A 22,503-nucleotide genomic window follows, 5' to 3' on the forward strand; every position below is an offset into this window, starting at 1 on the left:
TCTGCTCGCCGCCTTTCTTCATCGTCCCAGAAAATGGCATCGTTCCGACGGACTCGGAGAAGGTAAAGGAAATAGGTCGCGTTGACCAGGACGACTGCAGAGTAGATCCATAGTGCCGCGATGTCCCTATTAGCGGCAGTGGACCTCCAGATTGCCAGGACGGAGAAGCAAAGAACCATCAGGCCTGCTGACCACGCAGAGAGACGCCAACTGCCACGCGTCATTCTCGGCTGAAGACGCTTACCCTCCGGCTCGGACATGGCCGCAGCCTACAGCAGTAACTAGTAACCCGATAGGCCGCCCAATTCACGGCATTCCTCTGGACACAAGCGCCGTCCGTAAGCCGATCCTCTAGCGGGCAGCAGGTCGGTCTCATAAAGCACAAGCACACCAGGGGTCGGCCAGTACTTATCGACCCGGCGAGGATCACAATGGATCTATGGATTTAGCTGGGCACATCGTTCGGGAAATTGATCGCTACTGGGCGAATGAGGTGAATCTTCTCGGTTACTGGGAGGACGGGCCGGCCACAGTCTGCGTTGTGTATCGCCGAACTATTGACCCCGTGGTGGTGCTGGGACGTCGGCTCGCATTTAACTCAAAAGCCGCGGATGGCACTATAGAGGGTTTCGCCCGTGATGTGGCCATAAACATGGCGGAGCCAATTGGTCGTGCCACCAGCCGTCCTGATCAACACGGGGTCGTTTGGGTGGGCGTTCCCATGGACCGCCGGATCCCTGAGCCTCCTAACGAGGTCTTGCAATTTCTGAGGAACGAGGAGCCCAGCTAACTTCCGATTTCTAACGTCCGAGATTTCGAGAGGCTAGTACCTGCATCGGAGCGCTGTCCTCGTGCGTCCACCCTGCCCGTAAGCCGGTCGTTTACCGCGCAGCTGGGCAAGCGTTCTTCTTTCACAACCGCTGCTGGCCCCCATGCACGTTTACCCCGCACGATGAAATGCACGGTCAAGGTGCCTTAACCGCAACGCTCCGGATTGTCTCGTAAGGCTTGAGATGCGAGACGTCTCACCGGCCCCGAATGGGTTTGCGGAGTTGCCCAAGCTCGTGCAGCCAAATGATTCTCGTAACTATGTCGCATAACTACTTGCTTAGCCCGCTGTACGCACCATTAGTTATGAGACAACCTCCGAGCAGCCAATGACGGTCCCCGTCTGGGCCGCCGCACGTCCATTCCCTGGAAACTGAAATCCAGGCCGCCGCCTACTCCGCCGCGCCCCACAGTGCCTTGCGGAGCAGCCGCTTCAATTCCTGCGACTCCTCCCCGGACAGCACGGCCAGCTGGTTCAGCTCGGCGGCGTCCATGGCGGTGCGGGCCTTCGCGTGCATCTTCCGCCCCTCGGCAGTGGAGACGATGATCTTGGCGCGCCGGTCCTGCTTTCCCTGCGCCCGTTCCACCAGGCCGCGACGTTCCAGGTCGTCCACAAGGGTGACCACCTGGCTGGGGTCCAGACTGAGGAAGTCCGCCAGTTCCCGCTGCGTGGGCTCGAGCCCGCTGCACGCCAGCGTCAGGATGGAGAAGGAGCGTTCCCGCAGGCCGAAGTCAGCCAACGCCTTGTTGTTCAGCACCGAGCCGGCGGCGTGCAGCTTGGCGAGCAGCAGGCCCACATCGCTGCCGATCCTGGCCGCCGCAAGGCGGGGTGTCTGAACTTCGGTGCCCAAGGTGGCCATCACAACTCCGGTGTAAAAAACAATCGTTGACTTTTTCAATGATCCGTAATTTCATTGATTTCAACAAGGATCTCACACCGCAGTGGGACCACCCCAACGGCTTCGGCCGGCGCATGCGAAGGAGCAGGCCATGAGCTTGAACGGCAAGGTTGCAATCGTCACCGGCAGCGGGCAGGGCCTCGGCCTTGCCTACGCAAGGGAACTCGCCCGCCAGGGTGCCGCCGTCGTCATCAATGACGTGAACGCCGACACGGCCGCGCAGGCCGTCGCCCAGATCGAGGCCGACGGCGGCCGCGCCACCGCAGTGGTGGTTCCGGTGGGCACCACCGATGCAGCCAAGGCCCTGGTGGCCGGCGCCGTGGACGCCTTCGGCGGCCTGGACATCCTGGTCACCAACGCCGGGATCCTCCGCGACAAGTCCCTGCTGAAAATGACGGACGAGGACTTCGACCTGGTGATCAACGTCCACCTCAAGGGCACGTTCACCTGCGTCCGCGAGGCCTACGCCTACTTCAAGGAACACAACGTCCGGGGCCGCATCATCACCATCGGTTCACCCACCGGCCAGCGCGGCAACTTCGGCCAGACCAACTACGCCGCCGCCAAGGCCGGCATCGTGGGCATGGTCCGCACCTGGGCGCTGGAAATGAAGAAGGCCGGCGTCACGGTCAACAGCGTCATCCCCGTGGCCGCCACTGCCATGACCAAGACCGTGCCCTACTTCCAGAAGGCCGTGGAAGCGGACGAGCGCGGCGACGTCATGCCGTCCTTCTTCCGGCACGACCTTGGCTTTGGAACGGCCGACGACGTCTCCGGACTGGTTGCCTTCCTCGCCTCCGACGAGGCAGCCAACATCACCGGCCAGGCCATCGGCGCCGGCGGTGACCGGCTGCAGGTCTGGACCCACCCGGAAGCGGCCACCACCGAGTACCGCGAAGGCGGCTGGAGCTACGAGGCGCTGCAGGAAAACGCCGGCCACCTGTTCACCGCCGAAACGCTCCAGAGCTACGGCGAGGAATTCCTCCCGCTGCCGGAGGACCTGAAGCCCGCACAGCCCGCCGAGGCCCGCTGACCATGGCCGACCGCTACGAACTGGGCATCGACCCGGCAAAGCTCTATGCCATCGACATGCACGTCCACCTCGAGGTGGACAGCTGCGGCCACGGCTCCCTGCCGGAGGAACTGACCGAAGCCTCGGCCAAGTACTTCAAGGCCGAGGACCGCACCCCGTCCCTGGACCGCATCGCCGAGGTGTACCGCGAACTGAACATGGCCGCCGTCGTCTTCACCGTGGACGCCCGCACCCAGCTCAAGCACGAGCCCAACAGCATCCCCGAACTCATCGCCGGCGCCGCCCGGAACAATGACGTCCTGATCCCGTTCGGCAGCGTGGACCCGCGAACCGGCGAGGACGCCATCGCCGGGGCCAAGCACCAGGCCATCGAACTCGGCGCCCGCGGCTTCAAGTTCCACCCCTCCCTTCAGGGCTTCGACCCCTCCAGCGAGCGGTTCTACCCGCTCTGGGAAACCCTCCAGGAACTGGGCCTGCCCGCCATCTTCCACACCGGACAAAACGGGATGGGCGCGGGCCTTCCCGGCGGCTTCGGCATCAAGCTGGCCTACTCCAACCCCCTGCTGCTGGACGCTGTGGCCGCGGACTTCCCGGGCCTGCAGATCATCATGGCCCACCCGTCCGTGCCCTGGCAGGACGAGGCCAACTCCATCGCCACCCACAAGGCCAACGTGTTCATCGACCTCTCCGGCTGGTCGCCCAAGTACTTCCCGGAATCGCTGGTGAAGGCCTCCAACTCCTACCTCCAGGACAAGGTGCTGTTCGGCACCGACTTCCCGCTGATCACCCCGCAGAAGTGGCTGGGCGCCTTCGCGGACCTCCCGCTGAAGGACGAGGTACGGCCCAAGATCCTCAAGGACAACGCGGTCCGCCTGCTCGGGCTGGGGGCCTGAAATGGACACGCTGACGACGGCGGATGCCGCCTTGGGTGCCCGGCTTTATGAAACAGCGGATTGGTACGACGCCGAGTCCCTCCTCACACCCGAAGAGCGCCAGGTCCTGTCCCGGCTGCGGACTTTCCTCGATTCTGAAGCCAGGCCACTCCTGGCCGAGTACTGGGAACGCGGCGAGTTTCCGGATCAACTTGCCCGGCCGCTGATCGACCTGGACCTCATGGAACCAGCCGAACTCACCGGCGCCGCGGGTGCAGAACACAGCCCGGCCCGCGGCATCTACCAGGGCTTCCGGATCTTCGAACTGGCCCGCACGGACGCGTCCCTGGCCACCTGGTACACCGCCCAGGCCGGCCTGTTCCGCACCGCCATCCGCGTGGGTGCCTCGCCGGAACAGCAGGCCGAATGGATGCCCAAGGTCATCGACTTCTCGCTCAAAGGCGTGTTCTCGCTGACCGAACCAGAGTCCGGGTCGGACATCGCCGGCGGACTCTCCACCACCGCCCGGCGGCAGGCCGACGGCAGCTGGATCCTTGACGGCGCCAAGCGCTGGATCGGCGGCGCAGCCACCGCGGACGTCCTCGCAGTATTCGCCCGGGACACCGCGGACGGGCAGGTCAAGGCCTTCCTCGTGGACCGCACAGCCGGCGGCGTCACCCTGGAGAAAATCCAGGGCAAGACCTCGCTGCGGATGATGCAGAACGCCCACATCACCCTCACCGGTGTCCGCGTCCCCGATGCCATGCGGCTGCACAACGTGAACTCCTTCAAGGACGTAGCCGCGATGCTCCGGGCCATGCGCTCGGACGTCGCCTGGATCGCCACCGGCATCGCCGCCGGCGCCTTCGAAGCCGCCCTCGCCTACGTCAACGAACGCCGTCAGTTCGGACGCACCCTGGGTTCCTTCCAGCTGGTCCAGGAAAAACTGGCCCGCATGCTCGGCAACATCACCGCGAGCCTGTCCCTGGTGGTCAGGCTTACGGAACAGCAGGCCAAAGGCATCTACCGCGACCAGGACTCCGCCCTGGCCAAGATGCAGACGTCCCTGTTCATGCGCGACACCGTAGCCCTGGCCCGCGAAGTGGTGGGCGGCAACGGCATCACCCTGGCAACCGACGTCGCGCGTTTCCACGCCGACGCCGAAGCCGTCTACTCCTACGAAGGCACCCACGAGATCAACGCCCTCATCATCGGCCGCGCCCTCACCGGCGAGAGCGCCTTCACCCGCTAAAGCCCCTTCATCCCCAAATCTCAAAACCCACACACCAGCCCAGGAGGCAACGATGCCCAATCTCGTCGTCGATTTCGACACCCTGCTCACCCTGTCCGGCAAGGACCTCGGCACCACCGACTACCGCCAGATCACCCAGGACCAGATCAACCAGTTCGCGGACGCCACCGACGACCAGCAGTGGATCCACACGGACCCCGAGCGCGCCAAGGACGGCCCGTTCGGCGCCCCGATCGCCCACGGCTTCCTCACGCTGTCCCTGATCATCCCGTTCTGGGGCGAGCTGTTCGACGTCGAAGGCGTCACCACCAAGGTGAACTACGGCCTGGACAAGGTCCGTTTCACCTCTCCCGTGAAGGTGGGCTCCAAGGTCCGCATGCAGGCCACCATCGCCGACGTGGCCGAGGTCAAGGGCGGCGCCCAGATCAAGGTCAACGCCACCATCGAGATCGAAGGCCAGGAACGCCCGGCCGTCGTCGCCGAATTCCTGGCCCGCTTCTACAAGTAGCCCGCTCCTAAAAGGAACAACAGTTCCCACCCCAGGCGGTACGCTCCGGCGCCGCCGCCTCAGGCAACCCCAAAAACCCCCACATTCCTCCGTCATTAGGAACAGCCATGTCCGGACACACCACGCTCGCACCCGCGGGCACGGCCGCCAAGCGCAAGGAAGCGCGTACGGTCATCCTGTCCAGCTATCTGGGCAGCACCATCGAGTTCTACGACTTCCTGCTCTACGCCACAGCGGCAGCAGTGGCCTTCCCCAAGGTCTTCTTCGCCGGCACGGACGAATGGGTGGGCGTCGTCGCCGCCTACGCCACCTTCGCCGCCGGATACGTGGCCAGGCCGCTGGGTGGAGTGATCTTCGGCCACTTCGGTGACAAGGTGGGCCGCAAGGGGATGCTCATCATCTCCATGGCCATGATGGGCATTGCCTCCACCCTCATCGGCGTGATTCCGGGCGCCGGCGTGATCGGACCGTGGGGCGCGGTCATCCTGGTGCTGCTGCGGGTCTGCCAGGGCATCGCCGTCGGCGGTGAGTGGGGCGGCGCCGCGCTCATGGCGCTGGAGCACTCGGACCCGAAACGGCGCGGCTTCGCGGCGTCGTTCGTCAACGCCGGCGCCCCCACCGGCGCCGTGCTGGGCACCCTGGTGATGGGCGCCTTCTCGGCCCTGCCGCAGGACGCCTTCCTGGCCTGGGGCTGGCGCGTGCCGTTCCTGCTGTCTTTCGTGCTCCTGATCGTTGGCATGTTCGTCCGCCTCCGGGTCTCCGAAAGCCCCATCTTCGCCGAGGCCGTGGCCAAGGAAGAAGCACAGGGCGCCAAGCGCATGATCCCGCTGCTGGACGTGCTCCGCCGGCCCAAGGCGCTGATCATGATCATGTTCGCCGGCGCTGCAGGGTTCGGCCTGCAGGTGGTGCTGCCCACGTTCTCGGTCACATACGCCGTGTCCAAGGGCGCACCGCAGCAGGGCGTGCTCTACGCCTTCGCCGGCGCCTCGGCCATCTCCATCGTCTTCGTCCTCCTGGGCGGCCGCCTGTCGGACCGGTTCGGCCGCCGCCCCGTAATGATCGCCGGCCTGGCCCTGTTCATCGCCTACCTCTTCCCGATGTTCGGGATGCTCGGCTCGGGCAATGTGGGCCTGGTGTTCGTGGCCTTCACGGTGGCGCTGATCCTCCACTCCTCCCTCTACGGGCCGCTGGCGGCATTCGTGTCCGAACAGTTCGGCACCACGTCCCGCTACACCGGCGCCGCGGTGGGCTACCAGCTGGCCACGCTCATCGGCGCCGGCTTCACCCCGGGCATCATCGCCGGACTCTACAAGGACTCCGGCCAGAACATCCTCCCGGTAGTGGTGTTCCTGTCCGTCATGGCGCTGGTCTCGATTGTCTTCATCGCCCTGACGCGGGAATCTAAGAACAACGACCTCACCACGGTCCGTTAGGAGAACCATGGACAACAACGGAGTTGGCTCCTGGCTGCAGCGCCGCCGCCGCAAGTCGGGCACCAAGACGGCCCTGCTGTCAGCAGCGGGCACCCTGAGCTACGAGGAGCTTGCCGAGCGGACCGACCGCCTGGCCAACGCGCTCCGGGTCAGGGGAGTGGGCAAAGGGGACCGGGTGGCCTACCTGGGCGATAACCACCCCTCCTTCGTGGAATCCTTCTTCGCCTGCGGCCTCCTCGGTGCCATCTTCGTGCCGCTCAACACCCGGCTCGCACCGCCCGAGCTGCAGTTCCAGCTCCAGGATTCTGGAGCCCGGCTCCTGGTCAGCGCCGACGCCCTGGAGGCGTCTGCATCGGCCGCGGTGGAAAGGACGGCGGTGACCCACCGCCTGGTCGTCGCGGCCGACGGCGGGACGGAACCTTCCGCCGCCACGTCACCCGCCGCCGTCGGACACTCCGTCACGGTAGAACAGTACGGGGAGGCGCTGCAGGCAGCTGCCCCTGAACACCCCGACGTGCCCGTGGGCCATGACGACGGCGCCATGATCCTGTACACCTCCGGGACCACGGGCAAGCCCAAGGGTGCCCTGCTGACGCACGGGAACATCACCTGGAACTGCATCAACACCATCGTGGACATGGACCTGAACCGCAACGACGTGGCGCTGATGATCTCGCCGCTGTTCCACGTGGCGTCCCTGGACATGGGGCTGCTGCCGATGCTCCTCAAGGGTGCCACCGTGGTCCTTGAGGCCAAGTTCGATCCCGCCAGGGTCCTGGACCTGGTCCGGAAGCACAAGGTGACCACCCTCAACGGGGTGCCCACCACGTTCCAGCTGCTCTGCGAAGATCCCGGATGGGCAACTGCGGACCTCAGCTCCCTGGACAAGCTGACCTGCGGCGGCTCCGCCATTCCGCGCCGGGTCCTGGACGCGTACGAGAACCGGGGCATCGGTTTCACCAGCTGCTACGGCATGACCGAAACCGCCCCCGGCGTCACCATGCTGCCCGTCGACCGGTCCAGGGAGAAAGCCGGTTCAGCTGGCCTGCCGCACTTCTTTACCGACCTGCGGATCGCCGATCCCATGGGCGGCACGGTGGCCCCTGGCGAGGTGGGGGAAATCCAGATCTCCGGCCCCAACGTGATCAAGGAGTACTGGAACCGGCCGGAGGCCACCGCCGCCAGCTACGCGGACGGGGCCTGGTTCCGCTCGGGGGACATGGGCTACCGGGACCAGGAAGGCTTCCTGTTCGTCTCGGACCGGCTCAAGGACATGATCATCTCCGGCGGGGAGAACATCTACCCGGCGGAGGTGGAGGCGGTCATTTCCGAGCACGGTGCCGTGGGCAGCGTGGCCGTCATCGGCGTCCCGGATGACAAATGGGGCGAGGTCCCGCAGGCGATCGTGACCCTGCGCGAAGGGGAATCGCTGACCGCGGAGCAGCTGCGCAGCTTCCTCGACGGCAGGCTCGCCCGCTACAAGATCCCCAAGTCATTGGTGGTGGTGGAGGACATGCCGCGCACCGCCAGCGGCAAGATCCGCAAGATGGAGCTCCGCAAGCAGTTCTGACGTCAGGGACATACAGCTGCCCGCCTCGGTTTCCGGGGCGGGCGATTGTCTTAAGAGGCGATGAGCCCTGTCAGGCGGCACGTCCACGGGCGCCCGTTTGGACAGTGACACCGAGACTGCGGTGGAAGGAAGCGCGCCACCTCGATTTCGACAACAGCGGAGCTTCCGTGGATGTCAACGACTTCGCAATCCAGGCAACCCCAGGGGCGGCATAGGGTGCTGTTTCACGTACCGGTGCGCTGGGGCGCTCCGCTGGATTGGCGTGGGATGAGAGTGGGCATGGACCGGCGGATGAGTGGTTCGATGCCTGGGTTGACGATGAGGTCGATGGCGGTGGCTGCTATCTGGTCCAGGGGAACGTGCACCGAGCTTAGGGGCGTCGGCAGCCGGGCGGACAGTGGCGTGTCGTTGTATCCGACCAATGCCAGATGGTCGGGGATGCTGATCCCGTTGCGGTGGGCTGCGGCCATGACACCCATGGCGATGTTGTCATTGGCGGCGAAGATGGCTGTCGGGCGGGATTGCGGTGTTCCTGCGAGGAGCGTTTCGCCGGCCGTGTAGCCATTCTCGATGCCGTACCCGGCAGCGATAAGCCATTCTTCGCGCGGCTGGATGCCTGCCTCATTCAGTGCTCTGCGTGCTCCCGCCAAGCGTGCGGTTCCGGTGGAGGTGAAAGCGGGGCCGGTAACGACAGCAATGTTGCGATGGCCCAGGTCGATAAGGTGACGTGTGGCGAGGTAGCCGCCGACCTCGTCGTCTCCGAGCGCAGAGGGACTGATGCCGTCAGTTCGGAGCACCAGCGCATGCGCTACACGGCGCTCACGCAGCAGTCGGGGGAGCTCGTCATCGAGCCGCGCCGTGGCGAGAATCAACCCATCGACGTTTCTATCGAGGAGTGTTTCGGCCGCGCTGCGTTCATCCACGGGGTCATCTCCGCTGGTGGCGACCATCGCAAAGTAGCCCCGGGATGACGCTGCCTTTTCGAGTTCTTCGAACATCAGTGCCATAACCGTGTCGCTCAAACGCGGGACAAGGACACCAAGGGTGCGGGTCTCACCACGCCGCAAACTTGAAGCAAAAGAGTTCCGGCGGTACCCGAGTTCTTCCGCGATCTTCCGGACATGGGCTGCCGACGCGGATCTGGAGGTGGTGCGTTCATCCAGTGCGCGGCTGGCGGTCGAGATGCTCACGCCACTGGCAGCCGCGACATCCTTGAGCGTGACAATCCCTGCGGGGGCGGGACGTTCCATCGCGGTTCTCCTCTTCAGCAAGGGTGTTACAGCCACTCTATTCCTCCTTCTTGCAAACGTTCTCTTGACAGTGAGCTGCGACACGTGCAAACTTGAAAACGTTCCCGCAAACGTTTTCATCATAGCGGGACTACCGACCATCAAAGAAGACAAGAAGGTAGCTGCAATGGCACTCGATCTCCGCGGACTCAACCCCGCACCTGTCACCCCGTTCACCGAAGATGGCGCCGTCGACTTCGCTGCAATCCAGCGCCTGGGTTCGTGGCTCGGATCGATTGAGGGCGTGAAGAGCCTCGTCGTTCTGGGGCACGCCGGCGAAGGGACGTTCCTCACCGAAGAGGAGCAGCTGGACGTGATCCGCGCGTTCGTAGCATCGACCGACGGCCGGGTACCGGTTGTAGCGGGCATCACGAAGGAGGGCAATAAGACAGCGGCCCTCGAAGCCAGAAAGGCCGTCGATGCCGGGGCGTCAGCTGGTCTCGTCTACCCCTCGCACGGGTGGCTGCGCTTCGGCTACCAGAAGGGCGCACCCCAGTCGCGCTATCAGGAGATTTACGACGAATCCGGTCTGCCGCTGATCCTGTTTCAGTACCCCGACAACACCAAGGCAAGCTACGACCTCGAAACCCAGCTGGAGATCGCCGGCCAGGAGGGAGTCTTCGCCACGAAGAACGGTGTCCGGAACATGCGCCGGTGGTACACCGAGATCCCCGCGCTGCGCGCCGCGTACCCCGAACTGCAGATCCTGTCCTGCCACGACGAATACCTGCTGCCGACCATGTTCGATGTCGACGGCCTGCTCGTGGGCTACGGCAACATCGCCCCCGAACTGCTCGTCGAACTGATCGAAGCCGGCAAGGCGCAGGACTACCCGCGAGCCCACGCAATCCATGAGCGGCTGCTCCCGGTAACGAAGAACGTTTACCACCGCGGCTCCCACATGGAAGGCACGGTCGCCCTGAAGTGGGGCCTCGTGAACCGCGGCATCCTGGACCACGCGACAGTGCGCACCCCGCTCCTGCCCCTCCCCCAGGGCGCCGAAACCGAAATCGCGGAAGCCTTCGCTGCCGCGAACATCGGCAAGGTCACCGTCAACGCCTGATCGACGGATCCTGAGGATGGCGGGAGCAACTCCCGCCATCCTCCCCTAGGCTTTAGCCATCTCCACTCTTGGTCAATGAGGACCCCAGCATCGCTGCTGGAGAAGGAGGACTCGCCATGCGCGAGCCGAACAACACTAAAACTATGGCCGGCGGCGCCAATGCCGCCAGGATCAATGCAGAGCTGGTAGCCCGCCTCGAACGGCTCCCGCTCACGCGACGGCTGACCGTGATCCGCGTGGTCATCGGGTCAGCCACGTTCTTCGACGCCTACACCGTCCTGGCAATCGCCTTCGCGATGCCCCAACTGTCCTCGGAATGGCACCTGAATGCCGGGGAAATCGGCATGATCCTCTCCGCAGGGTACGTCGGCCAGATCTTCGGGTCCCTCTTCTTTGGACACCTCGCCGAAAGAATCGGCCGACTGCCCGTCCTGCTCTTTACGATCCTGCTCTTCGTCTCCATGGACATCGCCTGCCTCTTCGCGTGGGGCGCCACGTCCATGATCATCTTCCGCTTTATCCAGGGCATCGGCACTGGCGGCGAAGTACCGGTCGCCAGTGCCTACATCAACGAATTCGTCGGTGCCAGGAAGCGTGGCAGGTTCTTCCTCCTATACGAGGTAATCTTCCCGGTCGGCCTGATGTTTGCCGGCATCGCCGGATACTTCCTGGTCCCTGTCGTGGGCTGGAAAGCCATGTTCATCGTCGGCATCGTGCCTGCCCTGCTCACAATCCCCATGCGCTGGCTTATGCCTGAATCACCGCGCTGGCTGGCATCCAGGGGTCACGTCCACAAGGCCGAGACTGTCGTCTCAATGCTCGAAAAGGAAGCGGTCAAGGCAGGACATGCACTCTCCGAACCCGTGGTTCGGCCCGTTGACCCCAAGGCCACGGCCCGTACCGACTGGCGTGAACTGTTCTCCGGGATATACAAAAAGCGCACCTTCATGATCTGGATGCTCTGGATCTGCGTATACATGGTCAACAACGGCCTGGTCACCTGGCTGCCGACGCTCTACAAGCAAACCTTCAATCTTCCCCTGCAAACCAGCCTCGCCTACGGCTGGGTCACGTCCGCTGTCGGTGTTGTGGCCTCCGTCCTCTGCGCGCTGCTCATCGACCGCGTAGGCCGTAAACGTTGGTACACATTCGCCTTCCTGGCCGCGACCGTCCCTCTTGTCATCCTCACAGCCCTCGGCGCCGTGTCGGCGACACAGGTCGTAGTATTCGCCAGCATCGCCTACGCCATCCTGCAGACCATCTCCTTCTCGCTCTACCTCTACTCCGCCGAGCTGTACCCGACCCGGCTCCGCGCCATCGGCACGGGCTTCGGCAGCGCCTGGCTCCGGGCAGGCTCCGCCATCGGCCCCATCCTGGTCGGCTGGATCGTGGACAACTACGGAATCAGCCTGGTGTTCACCGTCTTCGCAGCCGTTGCCCTGATAGGCGGCCTGGTGACTATCTTCTTCGCCATCGAAACCAAAGGCCGGGTCCTCGAGGAACTCTCGCCCTAACTCCCCAGCACCCGCCTCAATGGCAGCGCCACGAACCAGCTCCGGTCCGTGGCGCTGCCGTTGCCAGTCAAGGACTACCCTCGGACCATCGCTTCCCGTTCCGCCCAGATCCCAGGTGTGCCGTCGTGAGGACACTCGCTGCGCTTCGGCGGGCAAGGCGTCGACCTCAAAGGCGCATTGCCGTGGGGGCCCCGGCCTTGTTACCGCTCACGGTCATCAATTGGCGGAATCCTATAGGACAGTGCCACCATTATTGGATGCTTGAGGCAACTAAACCCCAGAAGTCCCCGGACGGGACGCCCGTCAACCCCGCGCTCGAAGCGGAAAGCAAAATCGCCCGCATCGCGGTGACGGTGTTCCCCATCCTGGTGGTCGTTGCCGGCATCCTCGGTTTCCTGCTCCCCGGGGTCTTCAAGCCCATGGCCCCCAGCGTGCCCTACCTGCTGGGCATCATCATGTTCTGCATGGGCCTGACCCTCACCCCGCCGGACTTCGCCGCGGTGGCCAAGCGGCCGTGGGCTGTGGCCCTGGGGATCGTGGCGCACTACATCATCATGCCCGGCGCCGGCTGGCTGATCGCGGGCGCCCTGAACCTCCCGCCCGAACTGGCCGTCGGCGTAATCCTGGTGGGCTGCGCACCCTCCGGCACGGCCTCGAACGTCATGGCCTTCCTGGCCAAGGGCGATGTTGCCCTCTCCGTGGCGGTGGCCTCCGTCTCCACCCTGATCGCACCGATCGTCACCCCGCTGCTGGTCCTGTTCCTGGCCGGCTCGTACCTGCAGATCGATGCCGCCGGCATGGTCCTGGACATCGTCAAGACCGTGCTGCTGCCGGTGGTGGCCGGCCTCCTCGCCCGGGTCTTCCTCAAGAAGCTCGTCGCCAAGGTGCTGCCCGCGCTGCCGTGGGCGTCCGCCGTCGTGATCTCCCTGATCGTGGCCATCGTGGTGGCCGGCAGCGCCAACAAGATCATTGAGGCCGGGGCCATCGTGTTCCTCGCCGTGGTGCTGCACAACGGGTTCGGGCTGGGCCTTGGCTACCTGGCCGGCAAGCTGGGCCGCCTGGACGACAAAGCCCGCCGCGCCCTTGCGTTCGAAGTGGGCATGCAGAACTCCGGCCTGGCGGCGACGCTGGCCACCGCCCACTTCACCCCGCTGGCTGCACTGCCGTCCGCGGTCTTCTCGCTGTGGCACAACATCTCCGGCGCCATCGTGGCCGCCTGGCTCGCCCGGCGCCCGCTGCGGGACAAACAAGCCTAAGGGGCCCGTTAGCAGCCAGCCATTCCGGGTACAGGCTCCGGTAAGGACAGCGCCGTTTCGACGCTGTCCGCCAGTTCCTGTAAGGAGATGGACAGATGGCTCGGGTTGACCGGATAGCTGAACCATGGGGGACACGTACGCCGTACGGCACCGGCGGTGACTGGCCCGTCCGGGTGGACACCCACCTGGCCGAAGGAGTGGCTCCGGAGGACGTGGACCGGTGGGTCCAGACGGCCTCGCTCCTGCACTCCAACGGCGACGCCATGGACATCGCCGTCAAGGACCACAGAATCGTCGGCGTGCGGGGACGGGCCGTGGACCGGGTCAACCACGGCCGCCTGGGCCCGAAGGACCTCTACGGCTGGCAGGCGAACGCCTCCCCGGACCGGCTCACCAAGCCCCTCATCCGCGAGAGTGGAAAGCTGGTGGAAACGGACTGGGACACCGCCATGCAGCGCATCGTGGACAAGTCCAAGGCGCTGCTCGCGGAACAGGGCGCCAGCGCCCTTGGCTTCTACACCACCGGCCAGCTCTTCTCCGAGGAGTACTACACCCTGGGCACGCTGGCCCACGGCGGCATCGGCACCAACCACGTGGACGGCAACACCCGGCTGTGCACGGCGACGGCGGGGGAGGCCCTGAAGGAATCCTTTGGCTGTGATGGGCAGCCCGGCTCCTACACGGACGTGGACCACGCCGATGTGATCGCCCTGTACGGGCACAACGTGGCCGAAACCCAGACCGTCCTCTGGACCCGGATGCTGGACCGGCTGGCCGGCCCCAACCCGCCCAAGATCATCTGCGTAGACCCGCGCATGACGCCCGTGGCCAGGGCAGCCACCGTGCACCTGGCGCCGCGGCCCGGCACCAATGTGGCCCTGATGAACGGCATCCTGCACGAGATCATCACCAACGGCTGGGTGGACCGGGAGTACATCGAGGCGCACACCGTGGGGTACCCGGAGCTCGAAAAAGAGGTCAGGAACTACCCGCCGGCCCTCGTGGCGGAAATCTGCGGCGTCCCGGCGGAGCAGATCACCGAGGCGGCCGGCATCGTCGGCCACGCGGAGCGTCTGCTGTCCACGGTGCTGCAGGGCTTCTACCAGTCCAACCAGGCCACTGCGGCTGCCGTCCAGGTGAACAACGTCAACATCATCCGCGGCATGCTGGGCAAGCCCGGCTGCGGCATCCTGCAGATGAACGGCCAGCCCACCGCCGAGAACACCCGCGAATGCGGGGCCGACGGCGACCTTGCCGCCTTCCGGAACTGGTCCAACGATGCGCACATCCAGGACCTGGCCCGGGTCTGGAACATCGATCCCATGTCCATCCCGCACTACTCCCCGCCCACGCACGTCATGCAGATGATGCGGTACGCGGAGGACGGTTCCATCCGGATGCTGTGGGTCAGCGGCACCAACCCTGCCGTCTCGCTGCCCGAGCTGGCACGCATCCGCGGCATCCTGGAACAGGACCGCCTGTTCCTGGTGGTGCAGGACATCTTCCTGTCCGAGACCGCCCAGCTGGCCGACGTGGTGCTTCCCGCCGCCACCTGGGGCGAAAAGACCGGCACCTTCACCAACGCGGACCGTACCGTGCACCTCGCCGAGAGGGCCGTGGACCCGCCGGGCGAGGCCAGGCCGGACCTGGAGATCTTCATCGACTACGCGCACCGCATGGGACTGCAGGACAAGGACGGCCGGCCGCTGATCAAGTGGCACGATCCCGAGTCGGCCTTCGAAGCCTGGAAGGAATGCACCCGCGGCCGGCCCTGCGACTACACCGGCATCACTTACGACAAACTCCGCGGCGGCTCAGGCATCCAATGGCCCTGCAATGAAGAGAACCCGGACGGCACAGAACGGATCTATGCTGACGGGAAGTTCTGGGCGCACCCGGAGTACTGCGAGACCTACGGCCGCGACCTCATCACCGGCGCGCCCGTGGACCCCACGGAGTACAAGGCGCTCAACCCGGAGGGCAAGGCCATCATCAAGGCCGCCGAATACATGCCGCCGCACGAACTGCCCAGCCAGGACTTCCCGTTCCAGCTCATCACCGGCCGCACGCTCTACCAGTTCCACACCCGCACCAAGACGGGGCGGACCCCGGAGCTGCAGGCCGCCGCGCCTGACGTGTGGGTGGAGTTGTCAGCGGACGACGCCGGCGCGTACGGGATTGCCGAAGGCGACCTTGCGGAGGTGGAGACGCCCCGCGGGGCCGTCCGTGCCAGGGTGCGGATCAGCGGCATCCGCAACGGGGTCCTGTTCCTGCCCTTCCATTACGGCTATTGGGACACGAAGGGCGGACACCAGCCGGACGGGCCCGGCAGGGCTGCGAATGAACTGACCATCACCGACTGGGATGCGGCGTCCAAGCAGCCCATCTTCAAGACCGCGGCAGCCCGCATTACCCGTATTTCCGGCGGTGACGGGCCCTCTCCGGCGCCCACCACCACGGCGTCGGCCCCCGCCGGGGAATTCGCCGAAGGGGCCAGGACCAAGGGAATTTTGAGCGCGCTGGCGGATGAATCCATGGACGCGGCAGGAGGGGCACGATGAAATTCGGGCTGGTACTGGAGGAAATGCACCGCTCCGAAAACGACCTGGCGCACCACCTGCTGGTCATCTCCGAGCGGCACAAGGTGGACCACGAGATCTACCACCTGGCCCGGGACCTGGCGCGCTGGTCGCAGCAGCACGTCCGGGACATCGCGGACATCGCCAAGAACTACGGCCAGGACCTGGACCCGGAGCCCCGCGGCGAGGCAGGGCTGATGGAAACCATCCGGGAGAAGGGCAGCGAGATGATGGGCCGGCGCCCCGAAACCGGGATGATGCTGCTGCGCGACCTCCGCGAGCTCTACCTGAAGGCATGCGGCGTCTCCGCCGACTGGGAGCTGCTGGCCCAGGCCGCCCAGGGGATGAAGGACAAGAACCTCCTGGCCCTGGCGGAGAAGTGCCACCCGCAGACCATCCGCCAGATGAAGTGGGCCAACGGCAAGCTCAAGGAATCCGCCACCCAGATCCTGGTCAGCTAAGCGCAGGCGAGCAGGGAACCCTCAGCGCGCCTCCCGGGCCGCCTGGAGGTGCGCCACCAGGGCCCGCATCTGCTCCGCCGTCCACGGCAGGGCTTGGCTCAACTCGTTGCTGTTCTCGTTCCACATGGTGCGGGCGGCTTCCTTGGTGCCCTCGCCGCTGTGGAAACGCGAGCCCAGCTCATCCCAGCGGCGCACCAGCTCCCGGGCCTCGGAGCTGGCGGCGGGGACACCGCCGTCCACCTGCTGCAGTCCCTCCTCCACCAGCCCCGCCCACTCAGTCCGTGACTGGTCCGTTGCCTCCTGCCCCAACCGGGCACGCTGCTCCTCGAGCTCCCGGCGCTGGTCCCCGGTGAAGTAGTTCTCGAACATGGTCATCCTTTCCAAAACAGTCATGAAATCGCCGGGCCCGGCGTGCCCGTGTCCGCTGAGGCGTGCCAGCAGCTCGCGGATGGTCTGCTGGAGCTGTTGCAGCTGCAGGGCCTGCTGGTCCAAGGCATCGAGCTGCCTTAGCAGCAGTCTTTGCAGGGACTCCGCATCCGCGCCCCCCTGGTCCAGCACCGGTGCGATCTCGGCGAGCGGCACGCCCAGGCTGCGCAGGGTCCGGATGCTGTACAGCCGCCGCAGGTCAGGTTCCGTGTAGCGGCGGTGGCCGGCGGCGGTCCGGCCGCTGGCGTGGAGCAGCCCGATGCTGTCGTAGTGGTGCAGCGCCCTGACGGTGACTCCCGTGGCCGAGGCCAGTTCGCCGATGCTCCAGCGGGGTTCTTCCGGTTGCTCCATACCGCCCACCGTAGGACCTGACGCCGCGTCAGGTTCAACCCCGGCGCACGCGACACCGGCCAACATCCTGCGTGGAGCGAACCAGTTTCATTCAGTGAAACTGGGGCGGCGTGCAGGACGGCCCATGGCACAGAGTTGAGTCCAGGAACGAGGGGCCCGTTGCGGGCCCCGCCCAGCCCATTGAGCGGTTCACCAACGCTTCAACACACAGCACAGAAACGGCGCGCTACACATGGAGTCAACGATGACGGGACGGCGGATCCTCAAGGGGATCGAGTTCGCCCGGCCACAGAACGCGGAGCCGCTGCTGCTGGACCTCTACCTGCCCGCGGGAGCAACGCGCCAGGGCGGCCGGCCGGCGGTGGTCCACTTCCACGGCGGCGGCTGGCGGACGGGGGAGCGGTCTTCGCTTGGCCCCGCTGTTGACGGTTTCGGACTCAGCCCCATCGAGCAGCTGGCCGATGCCGGGTTCGTCGTGGCCTCGGCGGACTACCGGCTCAGCACGGTTGCCACGTTCCCGGCCCAGCTGCTGGACGCCAAGGCAGCTGTCCGCTGGCTCCGCACCCACGCGGCCGAATACGGCGTGGACCCGCACCGCATCTACGCCTGGGGCGATTCGGCCGGCGGCCACCTGGCCAGCCTCCTGGGCCTGACCGCGGATTTCCCGGTCCATGCCGGCATCGACGCGCCGGACGACGACCGGGTTGCCGGCGTCGTGGCCTGGTACCCGCCCACGGACCTGCTCAGGATGGGTGGACAGGCACGTCCGGATGCCGTGGCCCGGGCGGATGATCCCGGATCCCGCGAAGCACTGCTGATCGGCGCGCAGCCGGCCGACGCCCCGGACAAGGCCACGGCCGCAAGCCCCCTCAGCTACGTCCACGCAGGCGCCCCGCCTTTCCTCCTCATCCATGGAACCGCGGACCGCTTCGTCCCGGTGGAGCAGTCCGCCTCGCTGGCCGGGGCGCTGGAAGACGCTGGCAACGCCGTCGAACTCCTCCTGCTGGAGGGCGCGGACCACATGTGGGCCAGCCCGGACGGCAACAGCGGTGCCGCGGAACAGGCCGTTGCCGCCACCATCGATTTCCTCCGCCGCCAGTCGGAACAGCACTGATTTCCCACCACCATGCCGGGGCAATACCCGCACCCCGGACCAGACCGAAAGGCCTCCCATGCAGTTCATCGGCATCACTCACCACGGCGGACCCTGGGCAGCGGCGCTCGCCGGCTCCCGTGTCCTCCCGCTCACGCCGGCCGACGATTTCTGGGCCGACGCCGAGGGCTGGCAGGACAAGGCGGCAGCCCTGGTTGCCGGCGCGGCACACGCTGAAGCGTCCGACGGCGAGGGCTGGCTGGAACGCGGCAGCGTCACCGAGGTGCCGCTGGTCCCCGCCTCCGCGCGGGTGATCTGCGTGGGGCTGAACTACAAGGCGCACGTTGCCGAGGGCAGCTTCAAGGACCAGGAACTCCCGCCGTACCCCACGCTGTTCGCCCGGTGGACAGCTTCCCTGTCCGTGGGCAACGTGCCCGTCCCCGTCCCGACGGGTGAGGCAGGGCTGGACTGGGAAGGCGAAGTTGCCGCTTACATCGGCCGCCGGGTGGAGTCCGCCGACGAGGACACCGCCGCGGATGCCGTCTTTGGCTACTCCACATTCAACGACATCACCAGCCGCAGGGCCCAGAAGCTCACTTCGCAGTGGACCCTGGGGAAGAACGGCGATTTCAGCGGCCCCCTGGGTCCAGTGGTGAGCCGCGACGAGGTGGGCGACCTGCGCGACGGGTTGCAGGTCCGCACCCGCGTCAATGGGATCGAAGCCCAGAACGGCAACACCCGGGACATGATTTTCTCTGTCCCGGCCATCATTTCGCTGATCAGCGAAACCTTCACCCTGCACCCGGGTGACGTCATCGCCACCGGCACCCCCGGTGGCGTGGGCTACGCCCGCACCCCGCAGTGGCTGCTGCAGCCCGGCGATACCGTGGAAGTGGAGATTGAGAAGCTGGGCATCCTGACCACGCCGGTGGGCGACATTTCCCTTCGGAGCCGTGCCTGATGAGCGCCTTCCCTACCGCGGCTGACCTCCCGGCGGAGGTTCGGGTCCTGATCGCCGGCGGCGGCCCCAGCGGACTCTTCCTGGCACTGGACCTCGCCTCCCGCGGGGTGCCCAGCACCGTCATCGAACCGCGGACAGCGCTGGACCACACCCGGCCGCGTGCCAAGACCACCAACGCCCGCACCATGACGCACCTGCGCCGGCTGGGCCTCGCCGAGGTTCTCCGGGACGCCGCGCCGCTGCCGGTGGAATACGCCCAGGACGTCATCTTCTGCACCGGCCTCACCGGCCCTTCGGCCCATGAGCTGCGCCGGTTCCGCAATGCTTTCCAGCTGGTTCCCGGCCGGTACGGGCCGCAGCCGGAGTGCGGCCAGCAGGTACCGCAGCCCGTCCTCGAGGAGGTGCTCCGGGCCGCCGTCGACAGCCACCCGCTGGTGACGTTCCTGGCCGGGTGCACCGTCACTGGCGTGAGTGCCCCTGAAGGCGGGGCCGCCACGGCACCCTGCGCCGTCGTCGTTGGGGATCCCGAAGGTGCCGAACGCACCATCGCCGCGGAGTACGTCATCGGGGCCGACGGCGGGTCCTCCGCGGTGCGCCGCAGCCTGGGACTGCGGCTGGAAGGCGGCTCCGCCGAGCTGTCCAACATCAGCATCCTCTTCCGCTCGAAATCGCTGGCGTCCGCTGTCTCTGTGGATCCGGCCGTGCAGTACTGGGTGGTGGGCTCGGAGACCTCCGGCATGGTGGGACCCATGGACCGCGACGGCACGTGGTGGGCCATCGTCCAGGGCGTGGATCCGTCCGTGACGGTCACTGCCGGGGACGCGGCCGCGATGGTCCGCTCCCTGGTGGGCTCGGACGTGGACATCGAGGTGGTGGCCACCGACCCCTGGACGGCACGGATGCTGCTGGCTCCCGAATACAGCCGCGGCAACGTCTTCCTGGTGGGGGACGCGGCGCACCTCAACCCGCCCTGGGGCGGCCACGGTTTCAACACCTGCATCGGCGACGCCGCCAACCTGGCCTGGAAGCTCGCCGCCACGATCAACGGCTGGGCCGGGCCCGGACTCCTCGCCAGCTACGGGGCGGAACGCCGGCCGGTGGCTGCGCGCACCATCCGCGACGCCGCCACCAACGGCAAGGCCCTGGCCTACCACTTCGCAGACCCGGACCTGGTTGCGGCCGGCCGTGCGGGGGATGCCGCCCGCGGGGCTGCGCACCGGGCACTTGCCGTGAAACAGAGCGAGTTCGACTCCCTCGGCTTGGTGCTGGGCTACGCGTACGGCGGCTCGCCCGTGGTGCTGCCGGACGGTTCTGCCCTCCCCGACGAGGACCCCATCCGGTACATTCCGTCCGCTGCTCCGGGGGCCCTGCTGCCGCACGCCTGGCTGGCGGATTCCCGGTCCCTGTACAGCGCCCTTGGTGCGGGTTTCACGTTGCTGGCCGACGCCGGATCGCTGGGCGGGGTGGACCCCGCCGAAGTTTTCGAACCGGTCATGGCCGCCGGTGCCCGGCAGGGCATCCCGGTGACCGTGGCCGCCGTCGGGCCTTCCGACGACGGAACGCACCTTGCGGACCTGTGGGGCGCCACTGCACTGCTGGTCCGTCCCGACCAGCACGTGGCCTGGCGCGGCAACTCCCCGGTGGAGGCCGCCGCCGCGCTGTCCGCCGCCGCGGGCTGGGCGACCGCTTTCCCTCCCGCACGTCCTGAAGAACCTGCACCTTCCATCGAGACCAGGAGCGCCCGTGTCGACGTCATCATTCCGTGATTTCCTCTTTACCCCGGACCACCCCCGCGTGGCGGACATCCGCGGACTGGATGCCCGCGAATACGCCGAGGCCGCCAAGGCCGATGCGTTCGCCGGCCCCATGATCGAGGGCTGGCGGAAGCTCTATCCGCAGCCATTCACGGGCATCACCAGCGACGGCGTCCGCCGGGAGGGCCTCTACCCGCTGGCACCTGCCCGGCCCGGGGAGGAAGCGCCCACCGCGGACATGGTGGCTGCGGCGCGGAAGCTGATGGGCACGGTCACCGCGGACCAGGCCGGGAAGCTCTGCTACGCCGTGGACGTGCCGGAATGGCAGAGCTGGGCCAACCCCGAATTCATGCAGCACGACACGGGGCTCCGCCTGGACGAGGTTGCCGGTCCCGTGCGGGATGCGGTGCTCGGCGTGGTGGAGGCTTCGCTGAGCCCGGCCGGGTTTGAGCTGGTGCGGAACCTGATGCGGATCAACGGCTTCCTGGGTGACCTGGTGGAGCTGCCGCTGCTCATGAACGAGTTCAGCTACAACTTCGCCCTGTATGGGGAGCCTTCCGAGACGCAGCCGTGGGGGTGGCAGCTGTTTGGCCACCACGCGGCGCTGAACTGCCTGGTGGCCGGGACGCAGCTGGTGGTCTCGCCGGTGTTCATGGGCGCCGAGCCGGACATGATCGACGCCGGCCCACATCAGGGCGTCAAAGTGTTCAAGGAGCGCATCGCCCTGGCCCGGCAGCTGATGGCCGCCCTGCCTGCGGACCTGCGGGACCGCGCTGTTGTTTATGCGGAGATGGTGGACCCGGCCATGCCCGAAGGCCGCCTCCACCCGGGCGACGAACGGCACCTGGGCGGCTGCTTCCAGGACAACCGGGTGATCCCGTACGAGGGCATCCCGGTCACCGACATGCCGCCCGGAACCCGGGAACTGCTCGACGCCGTGGTGGAGGACTTCATCGCCTACCTGCCGGACGGTCCCCGTGCCGCCCGCCGCCGGGAAATCCAGGAACACTACGGTGAAACATTCTTCAGCTGGATCGGCGGCTGGGAAGGGGAGGAAGCGTTCTACTTCCGGGTGCAGAGCCCTGTGGTGGTTCTGGAACTGGACCACCACACCGGCGTCTTCCTCAGCAACGACCAGCCCGCCCCGTTCCACATGCACACCGTGGTCCGCACCCCCAACGGCAACGACTACGGCCGCGAACTCGTCAGGCAAGCCACCCGCTGACCCACCCACCCACTCACCCACCCTCCCACCATCGATTGCTGAGTAACTGCCGTTTTGGAGCGCCATAACGGCAGTTACTCAGCAATCGATGGGTTTTAAAAACCAGAAGGCCCGGATTTCCTCTCGGAAGTCCGGG

Annotated in this window: 18 protein-coding genes; 15 read left to right on the forward strand and 3 right to left on the reverse strand. The window is 66.5% G+C overall.

The window, feature by feature from the left end; translation table 11 throughout:
* Nucleotides 1–1,220: 1,220 nt before the first annotated feature.
* The gene (locus LDO22_RS15625; protein ID WP_224027260.1) at nt 1,221–1,688 is read right to left on the reverse strand and encodes a MarR family winged helix-turn-helix transcriptional regulator; all 468 of its coding nucleotides are present in this window, start codon (nt 1,686–1,688) and stop codon (nt 1,221–1,223) included.
* A 130-nt stretch (nt 1,689–1,818) separates the two neighbouring features.
* On the opposite strand from LDO22_RS15625, the gene LDO22_RS15630 reads away from it, so the two are divergent.
* The 6 genes from LDO22_RS15630 (at nt 1,819) to menE (ending at nt 8,395) form a co-directional block, all read left to right on the forward strand.
* Nucleotides 1,819–2,760: an SDR family NAD(P)-dependent oxidoreductase gene (locus LDO22_RS15630; RefSeq protein WP_224024400.1), complete on the forward strand. Its 942-nt coding sequence runs from the start codon at nt 1,819–1,821 to the stop codon at nt 2,758–2,760.
* A 2-nt stretch (nt 2,761–2,762) separates the two neighbouring features.
* A complete protein-coding gene (locus tag LDO22_RS15635) occupies nt 2,763–3,653 on the forward strand; it encodes an amidohydrolase family protein (RefSeq protein WP_224024402.1) in 891 nt (296 codons plus the stop codon).
* Nucleotide 3,654: 1 nt separating this feature from the next.
* Nucleotides 3,655–4,884 (forward strand): acyl-CoA dehydrogenase family protein, encoded by a 1,230-nt coding sequence (locus LDO22_RS15640; protein WP_224024404.1) that lies wholly within the window; start codon nt 3,655–3,657, stop codon nt 4,882–4,884.
* 52 nt (nt 4,885–4,936) lie between these two features.
* Complete coding sequence (locus tag LDO22_RS15645; protein ID WP_224024406.1) at nt 4,937–5,392, forward strand: MaoC family dehydratase; 456 nt, start codon at nt 4,937–4,939, stop codon at nt 5,390–5,392.
* 107 nt (nt 5,393–5,499) lie between these two features.
* Entirely contained in the window at nt 5,500–6,825 is a 1,326-nt protein-coding gene (locus LDO22_RS15650) for an MFS transporter (RefSeq protein ID WP_224024408.1), read from the forward strand.
* 7 nt (nt 6,826–6,832) lie between these two features.
* A complete protein-coding gene (gene menE / locus LDO22_RS15655; RefSeq protein WP_224024410.1) occupies nt 6,833–8,395 on the forward strand; it encodes an o-succinylbenzoate--CoA ligase in 1,563 nt (520 codons plus the stop codon).
* 224 nt (nt 8,396–8,619) lie between these two features.
* On the opposite strand, the gene LDO22_RS15660 is transcribed toward menE, so the two are convergent.
* Nucleotides 8,620–9,645: a LacI family DNA-binding transcriptional regulator gene (locus LDO22_RS15660; protein ID WP_224024412.1), complete on the reverse strand. Its 1,026-nt coding sequence runs from the start codon at nt 9,643–9,645 to the stop codon at nt 8,620–8,622.
* A gap of 166 nt (nt 9,646–9,811) precedes the next feature.
* On the opposite strand from LDO22_RS15660, the gene LDO22_RS15665 reads away from it, so the two are divergent.
* From LDO22_RS15665 to LDO22_RS15685, 5 genes are all read left to right on the forward strand, one after another.
* A complete protein-coding gene (locus LDO22_RS15665) occupies nt 9,812–10,747 on the forward strand; it encodes a dihydrodipicolinate synthase family protein (protein ID WP_159634005.1) in 936 nt (311 codons plus the stop codon).
* Between the two features lie 116 nt (nt 10,748–10,863).
* Nucleotides 10,864–12,261: an MFS transporter gene (locus LDO22_RS15670; protein WP_224024414.1), complete on the forward strand. Its 1,398-nt coding sequence runs from the start codon at nt 10,864–10,866 to the stop codon at nt 12,259–12,261.
* A gap of 257 nt (nt 12,262–12,518) precedes the next feature.
* Complete coding sequence (locus LDO22_RS15675) at nt 12,519–13,517, forward strand: bile acid:sodium symporter family protein (protein WP_224024416.1); 999 nt, start codon at nt 12,519–12,521, stop codon at nt 13,515–13,517.
* Between the two features lie 95 nt (nt 13,518–13,612).
* Entirely contained in the window at nt 13,613–16,078 is a 2,466-nt protein-coding gene (locus tag LDO22_RS15680) for a nitrate reductase (protein WP_224024418.1), read from the forward strand.
* Nucleotides 16,075–16,557, forward strand: a complete 483-nt coding sequence (locus tag LDO22_RS15685; protein WP_224024420.1) for a hypothetical protein — start codon at nt 16,075–16,077, stop codon at nt 16,555–16,557. The genes LDO22_RS15680 and LDO22_RS15685 overlap by 4 nt, the downstream gene beginning before the upstream one ends.
* Before the next feature lie 21 nt (nt 16,558–16,578).
* Here the strand turns inward: LDO22_RS15685 and LDO22_RS15690 are convergent, their stop codons facing one another.
* Complete coding sequence (locus tag LDO22_RS15690) at nt 16,579–17,334, reverse strand: MerR family transcriptional regulator (protein WP_224024422.1); 756 nt, start codon at nt 17,332–17,334, stop codon at nt 16,579–16,581.
* Between the two features lie 244 nt (nt 17,335–17,578).
* Here LDO22_RS15690 and LDO22_RS15695 point away from each other — a divergent pair, with 244 nt between their 5' ends.
* Genes LDO22_RS15695 through LDO22_RS15710 form a run of 4 tightly spaced genes read left to right on the forward strand, consistent with a single transcriptional unit; the run spans nt 17,579 to nt 22,367 of the window.
* Complete coding sequence (locus tag LDO22_RS15695; RefSeq protein WP_224024425.1) at nt 17,579–18,448, forward strand: alpha/beta hydrolase; 870 nt, start codon at nt 17,579–17,581, stop codon at nt 18,446–18,448.
* 58 nt (nt 18,449–18,506) lie between these two features.
* Nucleotides 18,507–19,388 carry a fumarylacetoacetate hydrolase family protein gene (locus LDO22_RS15700; RefSeq protein ID WP_224024427.1) on the forward strand — a complete coding sequence of 294 codons (882 nt, stop codon included), beginning with the start codon at nt 18,507–18,509 and terminating at the stop codon, nt 19,386–19,388.
* On the forward strand, nt 19,388–21,154 hold the full coding sequence (locus LDO22_RS15705; protein WP_224024429.1) for an FAD-dependent monooxygenase: 1,767 nt from the start codon (nt 19,388–19,390) through the stop codon (nt 21,152–21,154). Before LDO22_RS15700 ends, LDO22_RS15705 begins: the two co-directional genes overlap by 1 nt.
* Entirely contained in the window at nt 21,132–22,367 is a 1,236-nt protein-coding gene (locus LDO22_RS15710; RefSeq protein ID WP_224024431.1) for a DUF3500 domain-containing protein, read from the forward strand. Before LDO22_RS15705 ends, LDO22_RS15710 begins: the two co-directional genes overlap by 23 nt.
* Nucleotides 22,368–22,503 lie beyond the last annotated feature (136 nt).

The sequence above is a fragment of the Arthrobacter sp. NicSoilC5 genome (assembly GCF_019977395.1).
Lineage (GTDB): Bacteria > Actinomycetota > Actinomycetes > Actinomycetales > Micrococcaceae > Arthrobacter.

Excerpts from the sequence above, each read along its gene's own strand:
- LDO22_RS15625 (WP_224027260.1), bottom strand. The coding sequence starts at position 1,688 with ATGGCCACCTTGGGCACCGAAGTTCAGACACCCCGCCTTGCGGCGGCC.
- LDO22_RS15630 (WP_224024400.1), top strand. The coding sequence starts at position 1,819 with ATGAGCTTGAACGGCAAGGTTGCAATCGTCACCGGCAGCGGGCAGGGC.
- LDO22_RS15635 (WP_224024402.1), top strand. The coding sequence starts at position 2,763 with ATGGCCGACCGCTACGAACTGGGCATCGACCCGGCAAAGCTCTATGCC.
- LDO22_RS15640 (WP_224024404.1), top strand. The coding sequence starts at position 3,655 with ATGGACACGCTGACGACGGCGGATGCCGCCTTGGGTGCCCGGCTTTAT.
- LDO22_RS15645 (WP_224024406.1), top strand. The coding sequence starts at position 4,937 with ATGCCCAATCTCGTCGTCGATTTCGACACCCTGCTCACCCTGTCCGGC.
- LDO22_RS15650 (WP_224024408.1), top strand. The coding sequence starts at position 5,500 with ATGTCCGGACACACCACGCTCGCACCCGCGGGCACGGCCGCCAAGCGC.
- menE (WP_224024410.1), top strand. The coding sequence starts at position 6,833 with ATGGACAACAACGGAGTTGGCTCCTGGCTGCAGCGCCGCCGCCGCAAG.
- LDO22_RS15660 (WP_224024412.1), bottom strand. The coding sequence starts at position 9,645 with ATGGAACGTCCCGCCCCCGCAGGGATTGTCACGCTCAAGGATGTCGCG.
- LDO22_RS15665 (WP_159634005.1), top strand. The coding sequence starts at position 9,812 with ATGGCACTCGATCTCCGCGGACTCAACCCCGCACCTGTCACCCCGTTC.
- LDO22_RS15670 (WP_224024414.1), top strand. The coding sequence starts at position 10,864 with ATGCGCGAGCCGAACAACACTAAAACTATGGCCGGCGGCGCCAATGCC.
- LDO22_RS15675 (WP_224024416.1), top strand. The coding sequence starts at position 12,519 with ATGCTTGAGGCAACTAAACCCCAGAAGTCCCCGGACGGGACGCCCGTC.
- LDO22_RS15680 (WP_224024418.1), top strand. The coding sequence starts at position 13,613 with ATGGCTCGGGTTGACCGGATAGCTGAACCATGGGGGACACGTACGCCG.
- LDO22_RS15685 (WP_224024420.1), top strand. The coding sequence starts at position 16,075 with ATGAAATTCGGGCTGGTACTGGAGGAAATGCACCGCTCCGAAAACGAC.
- LDO22_RS15690 (WP_224024422.1), bottom strand. The coding sequence starts at position 17,334 with ATGGAGCAACCGGAAGAACCCCGCTGGAGCATCGGCGAACTGGCCTCG.
- LDO22_RS15695 (WP_224024425.1), top strand. The coding sequence starts at position 17,579 with ATGACGGGACGGCGGATCCTCAAGGGGATCGAGTTCGCCCGGCCACAG.
- LDO22_RS15700 (WP_224024427.1), top strand. The coding sequence starts at position 18,507 with ATGCAGTTCATCGGCATCACTCACCACGGCGGACCCTGGGCAGCGGCG.
- LDO22_RS15705 (WP_224024429.1), top strand. The coding sequence starts at position 19,388 with ATGAGCGCCTTCCCTACCGCGGCTGACCTCCCGGCGGAGGTTCGGGTC.